Below are 13,109 nucleotides of genomic sequence, written 5' to 3' on the forward strand. Positions count from 1 at the left end.
GCGCAGCAATTACGGGAGATGATGTGTCTCGATCTTATTTCTCCGGCTGCTCTTCCCCGATCACGGTTTCTCGGCGACCGATACATTCTCAGGTATGACCGATACTCCGAAGCTGTCTTCCGTCGTACCGTCCCTGGCGAACCTCCGAGACATCGGTGGCCCCGAATCGAGCTTCGGTGGCACCGTCCGCACCGGGAGCGTGTTTCGTTCCACCGATCTGGCATCGCTCAGTGCGGACGGCGCACAGACCCTCGCCGATCTGGGCATCGTCACGATCTACGATCTGCGCACCGAATCCGAACGCGAGACGGCACCGGATCTGACGCCGGACGGTATCCGAGAAATCGGCCTGGACGTATTGGCGGACAAGCAGTATCGCGCCATTCCGGCTCAGATGCAGCAGATGATCGCCGACCCGGCGTTTGCTGCCGAAGCGTTGGGCAGCGGCCAGGCGCTCGAGTACTTTCAGGGAAGTTACCGCGATTTCGTGACCTTGCCGAGTGCGGTCGCGTCGTACCGGCAACTGTTCGTCGACTTGGCGCAGCCGCCCAGCTCGCCGGCACTCATTCACTGCACCACGGGCAAGGATCGCACGGGTTGGGCAGCGGCCGCGTTACTGCTGTTCCTGGGTGCCTCCGAGGACGCGGTCTTCGCGGACTACCTCGAAACCAACAAGATTTTGTTGCCGATGTTCGCGCCGCTCCTCGAGCGATTCGAGGCCAAGGGGATCGACCCGACCCTGCTCGAGGGTGTCCTCGGTGTCAGGCGCGAGTACCTGGAGGCGTCGATGGCAGAGCTCGCGCAGGTACACGGATCCATCGAGGCCTACTTCACCGACGGCTTGAAGATCGACGCGTCGACCCAGGACCAATTGCGGAGCAACCTGCTCAGCTGATCAGGACCTGCTCGGCTCGTCTCGGCGGGAAGTTCGTCGCCTCGTCAAGAGGCTGACGATACCGATCCCGATGGCGATGCCGAGCAGGTCGGCGCTGCCGTCCCAGATCGAACCGGAACGCGAAATGGGCAGCGCTGCTTGAAGAACCTCGGACGTCGCGGCAAAGATCAACAACCACACAGCCGTGAGCCACACCGGGATCCGCGCGTGCAACGAGGTGATCGCCAATACCGCGAACATCAGCGTGTGAGTGATCTTGTCGGTGTTCTCCGGGCTCGAGGGCACGGTGGAACCCGGGGAGAAGAGCATGATCAGGGCAATGACCACGGCGATCGCCAACGGCCAGTATCGGTTGTTCTTCAATTCGTCTGCCCCTCGACGACGACGAGTCCGAGTGCACCTTCGGCGAATCTGGTGACGGCGTCGGCGGCCGTCGTGAGCGCCTCGGTGTGCCCGTCGCGGGCCCAGCCGGTGAGCAGGGCGGTGGAGTCGAGAGGCGTCAGAACGACCTCGGCGAGAAGCTCACCGGTGTTGGGTTGGCACACTGCCCAGGAGTAGACGCTGTTTTCGTGCCACTGAGCGCTTCGCTGACTCACGTAATCGGGGTCGGTGATACCACCATCGGCAAGGGCGGGGCGGTCGTCCACACGCTCGTCTGCGCGTAGTGCGCGTAGATACCAGCCGCCTGCGTTGATCTCGATCGGCTCCATCAGTCGGAGTCCCGCTCGCGGCGGCGCTTGGCTTTGCGTTCCCGGTCGGTACCGAACAGCAGTGCACCGGCCAGGGGAATCGCGAGGAACCACAACCAGGTGCCGGTGACGAAGAACAGGATCACCGCGAGAATCGGGACGACGGCCATGACGCGACCGGACCAGTCGGGGTTGAAGCCTCGCTCCGCCGGTGCGTCGGGAGGCATCACCATCGACAGGGGAGCGGTGCCGGGGGCTTGGTAGTTGCCCGGAAGATCGGCGAACACCGGAACGAGTTCACTGCGAGTTGTTGCGGCACTGACGATTCCGCTTCTCTCGTCGAACTCGGTGACGGTGAGGCGGCCTGCGGCGAAGTGCTCGCTCAGGAGATCGAGTGCCTGCTCGCGTTCTGCAGTGCCGATGCGAATGTCGGGGACGTCAGCCATCGTTACAGCCTACTCAAACGACTGTGCGCCTTTCCGGTAGTGGGGACTACCGGAAAGGCGCACGGGGCCGGAGGCCCTACTTCAGTTCTGCGAGAACCGTTCCCTGCGTGATTGCTGCACCCGGCTCGACGGACAGTCCGGTGACGACACCGGCCTTGTGCGCGTTGACGGGGTTTTCCATCTTCATGGCTTCGAGAACGGCGATCAGATCGCCTTCTGCGACTTCCTGGCCTTCGGTCACTGCAACCTTGACGACGGTGCCCTGCATCGGAGCCGTGACAGCGTCACCCGATGCTGCACCTCCGCCGGCGCCGCCGCGCTTGCGCGCCTTCGGCTTCTTGCGGATCGCACCGGAGGCAGCGCCGCCGCCGTTGCCGAGCGAGAACTGGCCCGGGAGGGAAACCTCGACGCGACGTCCACCGACCTCGACGACGACGTTCTGACGCGGCAGAGCCTCGTCCTCGTCGTCGACGGGAGCACCGGCGCCTGCGTACGGCTCGATGGGGTTGACCCAGTCGGTTTCGATCCACTTGGTGTAGATGTCGAACTTCTCGCCGTCGCCGATGAACGCCGGGTTCTCGACGATGTGGCGGTGGAACGGGAGAACGGTCGCGAGGCCGTCGATCTCGAACTCGGCCAGAGCGCGCGATGCCCGCTGGAGGGCCTCTTCGCGGGTGGCGCCGGTGACGATGAGCTTGGCGAGCATGGAGTCGAACTGTCCGCCGATGACGTCGCCGGCAACGACACCGGAATCGACGCGAACGCCGGGGCCCGTGGGCTCACGGTAGACGGAGACCGGGCCGGGGGCAGGCATGAAGCCGCGGCCGGCGTCTTCGCCGTTGATGCGGAACTCGAAGGAGTGTCCACGCGGGGTGGGATCTTCCTTGATGGAGAGTTCTTCGCCGTTGGCGATGAGGAACTGCTGACGCACGAGGTCGATGCCCGCGGTCTCTTCCGTGACGGGGTGCTCGACCTGCAGGCGGGTGTTGACCTCGAGGAAGGAGATGGTGTCGCCCTGAACCAGGTACTCGACCGTTCCGGCGCCGTAGTAGCCGGCTTCCTTGCAGATGGCCTTGGCGGATGCGTGGATGCGTGCACGCTGGTCGTCCGTCAGGAAGGGAGCGGGAGCCTCTTCGACGAGCTTCTGGAAGCGACGCTGCAGCGAGCAGTCGCGGGTACCGGCGACGACGACGTTGCCGTGCTGGTCGGCGATGACCTGAGCCTCGACGTGGCGGGCCTTGTCCAGGTACTGCTCGACGAAGCACTCGCCGCGACCGAAGGCTGCGATGGCCTCACGGGTGGCCGACTCGAACAGCTCGGGGATTTCCTCGATGGTCTGGGCGACCTTCATGCCGCGTCCACCGCCACCGAAGGCAGCCTTGATCGCAACCGGGACGCCGTATTCCTTGGCGAATGCGACGACCTCGTCGGCGCCCTTGACGGGATCCTTGGTGCCTGCTGCCATCGGCGCCTTCGCGCGTTCTGCGATATGGCGTGCTGTGACCTTGTCGCCGAGGTCGCGGATGGACTGCGGTGACGGACCGATCCAGATGAGGTTCGCGTCGATGACGGCCTGGGCGAAGTCGGCGTTCTCGGAGAGGAAACCGTAGCCGGGGTGGATGGCGTCGGCGCCGGACTTCTTGGCTGCGTCGAGGATCTTGTCGAACACGAGGTAGGACTCGGCGGACGTCTGTCCACCGAGGGCAAATGCCTCGTCTGCGAGCTTCACGAACTGCGCGTCTGCATCGGGCTCGGCGTAAACGGCAACGCTGCCGTAGCCGGCATCCTTGGCCGCCCGGATGACCCGTACCGCGATTTCACCGCGGTTCGCGACAAGCACCTTCGTAATGTGCGCGCTGGCATGACTGGGCACTGAGCCTCCTGTGGTTCGCATAGTCTGTCTCCGCGGTGTATTCCTCTGGGATTTCACCATCGGGGGATTGGCATCACTTCGGAGTGTATGCATCGCTTCGGCGCTGGTTGTAACCGGATCGCTAAAGCCCACTCCGGCTTAGGAAACGGTTTCGAAAACTACCGATGAGTAGCTGTCGGAGGTGGCGGCGTCCGGTTCGGTGACGATTTCTTCGATGGTCCGGCGCAGTGCGGCCACGTAGGCGTGAACCGCCGCGTTCGCCGTCTCGTTGCCTGGGTACCTGACCGCGAGGTTGAGTCCCTGGGGTGTGCGGTTGATCCAGATGTAGACGTCGTGCGTATATGCCTTGCTTCGAAGTGCTCTGGCGTTCCATTCGGGCCACTGTGCGGCTTCGGGCACGAAGCGAACGTCCATGTAGGACACGACGAATCGCGGTCGGATCGGGGTTTCGAGGTGCTCACCGATCCGATCGAACGGGACAGCTGCGGCAGGCTTGACCGAAGCGATGGATTCGGCGGCGCGTGTCGCGAGGTCGCCGAACGAACAGTCCGATCCAACGGCGAACTCGACCGGGCACAGTCCGACGAACCAGCCGAGCGCGCCCGCCCACTCCTGAGCGCTGCGGGTGTGAACCGGCGTCACGACCTCGAATCGATCGGATCCCGCGACTTCGCGACCTACAGCGGCAAGTCCGCCGAGAAGTCCGGCGAAGTACCCCACGCCGGTGGCTGCACACGTCGAACTGAAGGCCTTGGACTGGTCGGCGTCGAGCAGCCAGGTCGACAGGCCGTTCTGAGAATCGGTTCCACGGTCTCCGATCGGTAGCGGGAACTGGGGTAGACCGTCCGTGCCGAGAGCCTTTCGCCAGATCTCGACCGCAGCCTTCTCGGCTTCCATGTCGGCCATCTGCTCGCGTTCGACGGCACCGAAATCGACGTAGCTACCCACCGGAAACAGATTTGCAGCACTACCGGTCGAGGCCTCGCGGTAGAGAGCTGCAATCTCGTGAGCGACCAGCACGATCGAGAACCCGTCGATGATCGAGTGGTCCGCCGCGAAGAACACGGTGAACGGACCGTCGCCACCGCGGGGCGTCAACGTCGCGAAGACGTACGACGGCCAACTGTGCGGGGACGCGTAATCGTCGAACAGGCGGTGAAGGTGGTCGAAGTTGTCCTGGCTGGACGCGTCGTAGCCGTGGCTGACGACCCCGATGTCGATTCCGCCGAGCGGGACCGTGTGCCGGGTGATCTCGCCGCTCGAGGGCTCGAGCACGGTATGCGAGCGCAGAACTTCGTGACGGTCGATCCACCGGCCGAGAGCGACTCGGAACGCATCGACGTCGAGCGGGCCGGAAATCTCGAAAGCTGTTCCCAGCCAAGACTTGTCGCCTGCGCCTGCAGCGGAACGGTTGAGATGTGCCTCGTGAATGTAGGAGACGGGGCGCGGATCCGGAACCCAGGGCCCGGTTGCGCACGGCAACCATTCGACGAGTGCGCCGGCCGGAATCGCATAGTCGGCCAGTTCGGTGAACTCCATGTTTTCAGCCCCGCAAGTGCCGCTTGATGCGCGCGAGCATGGCCGACATTCCGCGCAGACGGAGCGGGCTCACGGCTTCTGCGAGACCGAGCGCCGAATAGAAGTCGTCGGGTACACCGAGGATCTCGTCGGCGCTGTGGCCGTCGAGCCCCTGCGCGAGGATCGATGCGAAACCACGCGTCGTGGGGGCCTCGGGGGGAGCGCTGAAGTACAGACGGACGTTGTCGCGATCCGAATCGTCGACCGAGAGGAAGAGCGGCGACTGACATTCGGGGACCGGCTCCATCGCGCTCTGCTCGAGCTCCGCCGGCAACGGCGGCAGCTCTCGGCTGAACTCGAGAAGAAGGGTGAGCTTGTCCGAGGCGCCGACGGCCGCGAAGTCGTCGACGATCTCGGCCAGAGCCGAAGGAAGAGCGCTCATGACGCCGATACAGAGGACGGAACGGCGCCGGGCTCTTCGCCCTGGACGATCGGGACGCGCACGGCATTGCCCCACTCGGTCCATGAACCGTCGTAGTTACGAACGTTCGGGTAGCCGAGAAGATGAGTCAACACGAACCAGGTGTGACTGGAACGCTCACCGATGCGGCAGTACGCGACGATGTTGTCGTCGGCCGACAGGTCGCCGTAGATCTCGCCGAGTTCGGTACGGGTGCGGAAGCGGCTGTCCGGTGCCGCTGCCTTCGCCCACGGGATGCTGAGCGCGCTGGGAATGTGTCCACCACGCAACGCACCCTCTTCGGGGTAGTCGGGCATGTGGGTGCGCTCGCCGGTGTACTCCTGCGGAGATCGCACGTCGATGAGCGGCCCGTCGCCCAAGTGCGCGAGAACGTCGTCCTTGAATGCGCGAATGGGAGCGTCGTTGCGCTCGACGACCGGGTAATCCGTTGACGTGATGTCGGGAACGTCGAAAGCGGTGTCGCGGTTCTCGGCGATCCACGCATCGCGGCCACCGTCGAGAAGACGGACGTCCTCGTGGCCGAACAGAGTGAAGACCCACAGTGCGTAGGCCGCCCACCAGTTGCTCTTGTCGCCGTAGATGACCACGGTGTCGTCGCGGCCGATGCCCTTGCGGTTCATCAACTCTGCGAACTTCGCACCGTCGATGTAGTCGCGGGTGACCGGATCGTTGAGGTCGAGATGCCAGTCGATCTTCACGGCTCCGGGGATGTGGCCGACGTCGTACAACAACACGTCTTCGTCGGATTCGACAACCTTGAGGCCCGGCGCACCGAGATTCGCCGAGAGCCATTCCGTCGAGACCAACCGGTCGGGATGCGCGAACTCGGCAAACGCGGTTGAGGGATCGGGGGCAACGGGCACGGGCGTACTCCTGAAGACGAATCGTTCGGTTCGAACACGGACTTGATCGATTCTATGCGCTGTGCGCAAGGTGAGACGCCCGGAAGCAGGTTCTGCCTGCTCGTGCCCGTTGCCGACCCTAAATCCTCGGTGTTCCTGCTCCGACGCTCGAATCTCTCAATTGTTCGGTGACACTTCCGATCGGCGTCACGCCCCGGGCGCAGACTTCTCTCAGAATCCGGTCGAGTTCGGTGAGGAAATTCACCATGGTTTCGTTTGCCGTCTCGGTATCGGGAAAGCGTGAACGCAGCGAGAGACCACGGTTCGTTCGCGAAATCCAGAACTGGGCATCGTCGGCGACCGTCACATTGCTGATGTGATGGGCGTTGAGGAGATCATGATCGTCTGTGCCGGGTAGTTTGCGGTAATCGATGTACGACACCATGAAGACGTCGGTGCGCGTGCGTCGAATCTTGTCGCCCAAAGCATCTCGAACCTGGGCCATGGTGACGCCCTCGAGCGTCAACGCAACTCGGAACGACGCGTGCGTATGTGCAAGGGATGCACCGAAATCCGCGTCGGGAGTGATCTGGACCGTGATCGGCGCGCTGGTGGTGAGCCAGCCGATCGCGTCGGCCCACCGCGGATCTTTGCGAATGTGAAGCGGAAATTGCAGCGGAAGCGTCGACTGGCCGGTGTACGAGTGGACGGAAAGTCCCATCGCAGTGAGGATTCCGGTGAACACGCTACCGCCGGCGGATAGGCAGATCTCGTCGAACGTCGCAGTCAATTCCTCGTCGAGCAGCACGCGCACATCGGCGCCCTGCGGCGCGGGCTTTCCGCCCTCGACGCCGAGATCCAAGGGGAAACTCGGTGATGTGCCACCGCAGATCTCGTAGAACCTTGCCCACTCTCGGATTCGAGGGTCGTTGTCGACGGGAAGCAGAGCGTCTGCCTCCAGTTCGCAGTACCGCACGAAACTTCCCGGGTCACCCAGTCGGCTCATCACTGCGTCGACGGCCTCGTGGTCGGTCAGGTCGGGTAGGGCGATCAGTCCCTCGTAGATCTGTCGCAGTTCCCCGAGAGCGATGACCAACGAGTAGCCGTCGACGAGTGTGTGATCGAACGCGCTCAGGACCGTGTAATGCTCTTCGCGTTCGACCGTGGCAAACGTGTATGCAGGGAAGGTCAGTGGATCGCATACCGTCGTGAATCGCTTCTTGAGATGCGCTCGGAGGTCTTCGGTCGAATCGAATTTCAGAGGTTCCGAAGTCTCGATGTGTGTGCCGTCTGGATCGAGTCCCATTCGGGTGGTGGTGAACTCGCCCACCTCGAATCCTGTGTGCAGAGTGTCATGGCGACTGATGAACAGGCGCAGCGCGAGGTCGAGTGCAGGCCGATTCAGTTCTCCGGGAAGGTCGAATGCGGCTGCCATCCACACACTCCGGCCCATGCCGTGTGTTCGCGCAGTCTCGAGGTGAAAATGCTGGTTGTACGACGGTGGTACTTCCGACTCGGTGACGGCGCCGTCCGCGGGCTGAAGCGACCATTCGGTGACGATTCCGGGGTCGAGTCCGTATCGATCGATCGAGGTGACATGCATCAGGCCACTCCCTCTGGTGCCACGAACGAGTAGTCGCCTTGAGCTGCAACAGTTTTGATGATCTTCGAGACATGCTCGGCGAAGCGGGTGGCCGATTCGTGGGCAATGGGGGTGTCGGGGTGAGACACGGCGATCCAGGTTCCGGTGTGCATCCGGTTGATCCACATCGACGCGATCTGAGTCTCTTTGCCGCCGACGATTCCCGTTGCCTTCGTCTCGGCGTAACTGTATGGATCCGGCATGCGTCGGCCGTCGATGTACGAGACGATCGGCGGCGGGGTGAGCGTCTTCGACAGTCCGCCGGGTGCGGAATCCGACTCGGCCAAGCTCGACAGAACCAGATCGATGACCTGCTGCACAGAGACATCGAGGAGTGCCTTGCCGTCGTGGTACCCCTGCTGCCCGAGCTTTGCCAACTCGGTGAAGCGTCGCTTGTCGTCGACGTCGATGCCGACCGGGATCAGGTTGATGTACCAGCCCTGCGCAAACGAGTCGGCCTCGGTTCGTGTGCTGACCGGCGAGAGGGCGATGTACTTGTCGCGTCCGGCGAGTTCGAATTCCGCAATCGCGAGCGCGGTGAACATTCCGCCGATGAAATTGGCGCCGTTGGCTTTACAAACCGCACCGAACTTCTCGCACTCGATGTCGTCGGCCAGGTCGAAGCGTGAACCGATAGCCGGTTTGGGCGCGTCTTCGGCCCCGAGTGGGAGCGGAAATCCGGGGAACGAGCCGCCGCTGCGCATGAGGTAACCGAGCCACTGGTGCACTTCGGGTGACTGCATCGTCAGTTCGGTTGTTCGCTCGCGTTCGACGCGACCGAACTGTGCGTAACTTCCGGCCGGCCCGAGCTCGGGATGCGATCCGGTCGTTTCCGCGGCGTAGAGCTGACGCAATTCTGCGTACATCAGCACCATCGAGTTCATGTCCGAATGGGCGTGGTCGACTGCATGGAACAGGGTGAAGCTCGGATCGGCTTCGAGGTCGGCATGGTGGTGCTCGACGGCACCGAACACGAAGGCCGGCCACTGCAGCGCGCTGGTTTCGGTGGCGAACTTGGTCGCGACGAGCGCGCGGATCGCCTCGGATTCGGAGACGTCGTCGCCGACGCGATACTCGAGTTCGATGCTTTCGACCGGCACCACGTGTCGACGGACCTCGAACGAGGTGTCCGCAGCGTCGGTGGTTGCTTCGTCGAACGAGAACCAGCTGTGCAGCGTGTCGTGGCGACGGATGTAGCGCTGAAGTGCTCGCGTCATGGCGTCGCGGTCCAGTGTTCCTGCGAAATCGAAGGCGATACCGATCCACGGAGACTGCGGATCGCCCTTCTCTGCGGTGACGCGGGCGCGTCGCAGGTGGCGATCCTGCATCGTGGTCGGGGGTAGTTCTCGGTCGATCTCGGCTTCGGCGGCTCGTTGAGCGGAAGCATGCGTGACGCCCCATTCGATTACCCGCCCAGGAAGCGGGTGCCAATGGGTGATCAAGTTCAGATCCATCGAGTAGAACTCCTGCGTGTGTCGTCGAGAAGCCTGCTCTGAAAATGGGCAGACGACGAACTATCCCATCTGGGGGACTGAATTGTCCGAAATACTACAATCTAAACAAGAACAGGTTCTAGAAGCGTTGTGTTCGATTAGGATCATTCGGTGCTTCCGGACCCTTTAGGTGACGCTGTCGGCGCCGACCACAAGGGCGGGCGGCGAGCTGGTTCTCTGACGCCCTGGCTCGGGTTGGCGACGAGTCTGGCGGCGGCATTCATGCAATTGCTCGACGCGACCATCGTCAACGTCGCGCTTCCGAGTATCGCCGTCGATCTTCAAGCAGGCGTATCGGCGCAGTTGCTCATGGTCAGCGTGTACATCCTGGCTTTCGCGTGTTCGTTGATCACTGCAGCGCGGCTGGGGGACCTGTTCGGCCGTAGAGTTGTTTTTCTGACCGCCTTGTCCGTATTCGTGGTTGCCTCGTTGCTGTGCGGGCTCGCGCAGAGCGCGACGATGTTGATCGTCTTCCGGGGTCTGCAAGGATTGGCGGCCGGTTCGATGTCCGCCCAGACGTTCGCCATCATCTCGGGTCTGTTTCCGAAGGCCAGGCATCCGCGAGTCTTCGGGATCTACGGTGCGACCATCGGGCTCGCAACGGTCAGTGGGCCTCTGATCGGCGGGCTGCTGATCGAGTGGAATCTGTTCGACTGGGGCTGGCGCCTGATCTTCTTCGTCAACATCCCGATCGGCATCGCCGCCTTGATTCTCGGATATTTCCATCTCGTCGATGCTCGCGCTGAGCATGTACGCTCACTGGACCTCATCGGCGCCGCACTGTCATCACTGGCGCTGTTCCTGCTGATCCTTCCCCTGGCCGAGGGAAGGGCGCGCGGATGGCCCACAGGTCTTGTCGTAATGCTCGCGATGTCGGCGCCGGTGGCAGTGGCGTTTGTGCTCTACGAATCGCGTTTGGCGAAACGAGGCGGCGATCCGGTCCTTCGTCTCGAGCTTTTCCGCGACCGAGCCTTCACAATCGGCGCGGTTCTTGCGTTCGTTTTCTTCGGAACCCTGACTTCTTTGATCTTCACCATCAGTCTCACCCTTCAGTTCGGCTTCGGGTTCTCCGCATTGCGAGCGGGCGTCATGACGCTGCCGTGGGCCGTCGGAATGGGCGTGGCGGCGGTTCTCTCATCGGCGGTGTACCGGATGCTCGGAAACCGTGTTCTGATCCTGGGGATGGTCGTCTTTGCCGGCTCGCTGATCGCGCTGTCGATCATCCTCGAACGCGAAGGAACCGATCCACGCTGGCTCGCGCTCGCCGGTCCGCTGCTTCTCGGTGGCGCAGGTCTCGGACTGTTCGTGGCACCACTGCAAACCGCGATCCTTGCGACGGTCGAACCCGCGCACGCGGGTTCGGTGTCGGGACTGCTTCCTACCGTTCAGCAGGTTGGCAGCTCCATCGGACTGGCCTTGATCGGAGTGGTGTTCTTCTCGCTCGTCGCGGGGCAAGCTCCGCAAGCAGTGCAGGGGGAGCGACCCGAGTACGTTGCGAACCTTGAAGCTGCCGGCGTTGGTCCCGGCCTGATCGGCATCGCCGAAAAGGCCTTTGTCGATTGCGCAACAAGCCAATTGGCATCCGGAACACCGATGGAGGTGGCGCCGGAATGTCGCCGGGACGGCTCCGCCGGTGCCGGGGGTCAATCCGTTCAGGTGGCAGTTGATGCCGCGTACGCATCGACTCGCGCGGCGGCCGGCGAAGCATTTCTCGAAGCGCAGCGCCGTGTGCTCGCGATCATCGCAGCAATTGCGCTCGGTATCGGATTGGCGTCGACTGCTCTGCCGCGGGTCAATTCGCCGGTCTGAAAATTGCCCTTGACTCGAACAGGTGTTCGAGTACCCTGTGTGCAGGGGATCGGGGGATTCAATGAGTGTCTTGTTGTCGGACGTGGTGTCTGGTCCTGCGGTGGGGTTACGCGGACGGTTGTGGCAGTTGTCTGCTGCGGAGTTGCGTGCGGCTGCGGTGTCGGCGAGCGCGGAGATTCTGCGCCTGGAAGCCGTTCGAGTGGCCGTGGTCGACGAACTCTCGTTGCGTTCCGATGATCAGGTGATTGCCGGCCGCGGTGTGGGGTCCTGGTTGGCGGCCAACACGATGCTGCAGGTTCGGGACGGGAAGAAGATCGCCGCGCTGGGTGCAGCTTTGCGGCCGTTTCCGGCGGTGGCGGCTCGGTTCGATTGCGGGGACTGTTCGTTCGAGCATGCGGTGTTGATCGTGGCGTTCTGTGAGTCACCGCCGAAAGGCATGCCAGACGCCGCGCTCCCTCGCTGTATCGACCTACTGCTTGCGGCTGCGTCGGGCGTGGAAGCGACGACCACGAAAGTGCGGAACGTGATCGCGACCTTGGAGCGAATCTTCGAATCCGATGAAATTCCACCCGCCGAAGACGTCGACCGGAATGAGCTGCGGATCGCGTCGACATTGAACGGTCGAGTGGTGGTGCGCGGGGATTTCGACGCCCTCACCGGCGAAATGCTGTTGTCGGCGTTGTCGAATCTGACGATGCCCACCCCGGCACCCGATGGAACCCCGGATTCTCGGTCGGCAGCGAAACGAACTGCCGACGGGTTCACCGAACTGATCCGCCGCTATCTCGACTGCGCCAAAACAGGCACCGACGGTGGTCAACGCCCGCACGTGAACGTGCACATCAATGCTCGCGATCTCGCCGAGCACCGGGACTGCGCCGCAACACCCTCCACTGCTGATGACGGAATGGCTGTATCGGATCTCGATGTCGGGCACATGCCCTGGCTGGGGCCGCTGTCGGTGTCGCGGACCAGGCTCCTCGGATGTGATTGTTTCCTCTCCACCGTTCTGCTCGACGATCACGGCGCGCCGTTGGATGCGAAACCCGGGAAACGGTTGGTGACCGCGGAGCAGCGAGTGGCGTTGATCGCCCGAGACAAAGGCTGCGCGTTCCCCGGCTGCACGTGTGTACCGGCGTGGACTGATGCGCACCATATCCGGCACTGGGCGAACGGTGGCCCGACGGTGATGAACAACCTGGTCCTGCTGTGCCGTTCACATCATCGGTTGATGCACCGGAAATCCGGGTTCGTCGGGAAGTGGGAGATTCGGATCGGTGTCGACAACAAGCCGTGGTTCATTCCGCCGCCCTCGATCGACCCGCAGCAGCACCCGCGGCCGGCCAACACCACCTTCAAAACCTGAAGGGTCAAACCTTTTCGGTGACAACAAAAACGACCAGCTTCGCATCGGCATGGAC

General features: G+C 63.0%; 12 protein-coding genes. 3 read left to right on the top strand and 9 right to left on the bottom strand.

Annotation, left to right across the window (positions count from 1 at the left end):
- Window positions 1–94: 94 nt before the first annotated feature.
- Window positions 95–895: a tyrosine-protein phosphatase gene (locus P0M12_RS22850; protein ID WP_007727222.1), complete on the top strand. Its 801-nt coding sequence runs from the start codon at window positions 95–97 to the stop codon at window positions 893–895.
- Here the strand turns inward: P0M12_RS22850 and P0M12_RS22855 are convergent, their stop codons facing one another.
- The 9 genes from P0M12_RS22855 to P0M12_RS22895 form a co-directional block, all read right to left on the bottom strand.
- Complete coding sequence (locus P0M12_RS22855; RefSeq protein WP_003940977.1) at window positions 896–1,258, bottom strand: VanZ family protein; 363 nt, start codon at window positions 1,256–1,258, stop codon at window positions 896–898. It abuts the gene before it with no gap.
- Window positions 1,255–1,605 carry a hypothetical protein gene (locus P0M12_RS22860; protein WP_003940792.1) on the bottom strand — a complete coding sequence of 117 codons (351 nt, stop codon included), beginning with the start codon at window positions 1,603–1,605 and terminating at the stop codon, window positions 1,255–1,257. The genes P0M12_RS22855 and P0M12_RS22860 overlap by 4 nt, the downstream gene beginning before the upstream one ends.
- A complete protein-coding gene (locus P0M12_RS22865; protein WP_277376872.1) occupies window positions 1,605–2,030 on the bottom strand; it encodes a DUF1707 domain-containing protein in 426 nt (141 codons plus the stop codon). Before P0M12_RS22865 ends, P0M12_RS22860 begins: the two co-directional genes overlap by 1 nt.
- A 76-nt stretch (window positions 2,031–2,106) precedes the next feature.
- Window positions 2,107–3,903, bottom strand: coding sequence for an acetyl/propionyl/methylcrotonyl-CoA carboxylase subunit alpha (locus P0M12_RS22870; RefSeq protein WP_030535031.1), 1,797 nt, complete (start codon window positions 3,901–3,903; stop codon window positions 2,107–2,109).
- Window positions 3,904–4,041: 138 nt separating this feature from the next.
- Window positions 4,042–5,442, bottom strand: coding sequence for a condensation domain-containing protein (locus P0M12_RS22875; RefSeq protein ID WP_003940858.1), 1,401 nt, complete (start codon window positions 5,440–5,442; stop codon window positions 4,042–4,044).
- 4 nt (window positions 5,443–5,446) lie between these two features.
- On the bottom strand, window positions 5,447–5,863 hold the full coding sequence (locus tag P0M12_RS22880; RefSeq protein ID WP_003940804.1) for a SufE family protein: 417 nt from the start codon (window positions 5,861–5,863) through the stop codon (window positions 5,447–5,449).
- Complete coding sequence (locus P0M12_RS22885) at window positions 5,860–6,765, bottom strand: sulfurtransferase (protein WP_003940962.1); 906 nt, start codon at window positions 6,763–6,765, stop codon at window positions 5,860–5,862. The genes P0M12_RS22880 and P0M12_RS22885 overlap by 4 nt, the downstream gene beginning before the upstream one ends.
- Before the next feature lie 118 nt (window positions 6,766–6,883).
- Complete coding sequence (locus tag P0M12_RS22890) at window positions 6,884–8,347, bottom strand: condensation domain-containing protein (RefSeq protein ID WP_042449587.1); 1,464 nt, start codon at window positions 8,345–8,347, stop codon at window positions 6,884–6,886.
- Window positions 8,347–9,840, bottom strand: coding sequence for a condensation domain-containing protein (locus P0M12_RS22895; protein WP_042449584.1), 1,494 nt, complete (start codon window positions 9,838–9,840; stop codon window positions 8,347–8,349). The genes P0M12_RS22890 and P0M12_RS22895 overlap by 1 nt, the downstream gene beginning before the upstream one ends.
- Window positions 9,841–9,990: 150 nt before the next feature.
- On the opposite strand from P0M12_RS22895, the gene P0M12_RS22900 reads away from it, so the two are divergent.
- Both P0M12_RS22900 and P0M12_RS22905 read left to right on the top strand, forming a co-directional pair.
- Complete coding sequence (locus tag P0M12_RS22900) at window positions 9,991–11,688, top strand: MFS transporter (RefSeq protein WP_231783243.1); 1,698 nt, start codon at window positions 9,991–9,993, stop codon at window positions 11,686–11,688.
- A 61-nt stretch (window positions 11,689–11,749) separates the two neighbouring features.
- Window positions 11,750–13,054, top strand: coding sequence for an HNH endonuclease signature motif containing protein (locus P0M12_RS22905; RefSeq protein ID WP_277376873.1), 1,305 nt, complete (start codon window positions 11,750–11,752; stop codon window positions 13,052–13,054).
- Window positions 13,055–13,109 lie beyond the last annotated feature (55 nt).

The sequence above is a fragment of the Rhodococcus sp. RCBS9 genome, assembly GCF_029457415.1.
Lineage (GTDB): Bacteria > Actinomycetota > Actinomycetes > Mycobacteriales > Mycobacteriaceae > Rhodococcus_F > Rhodococcus_F qingshengii.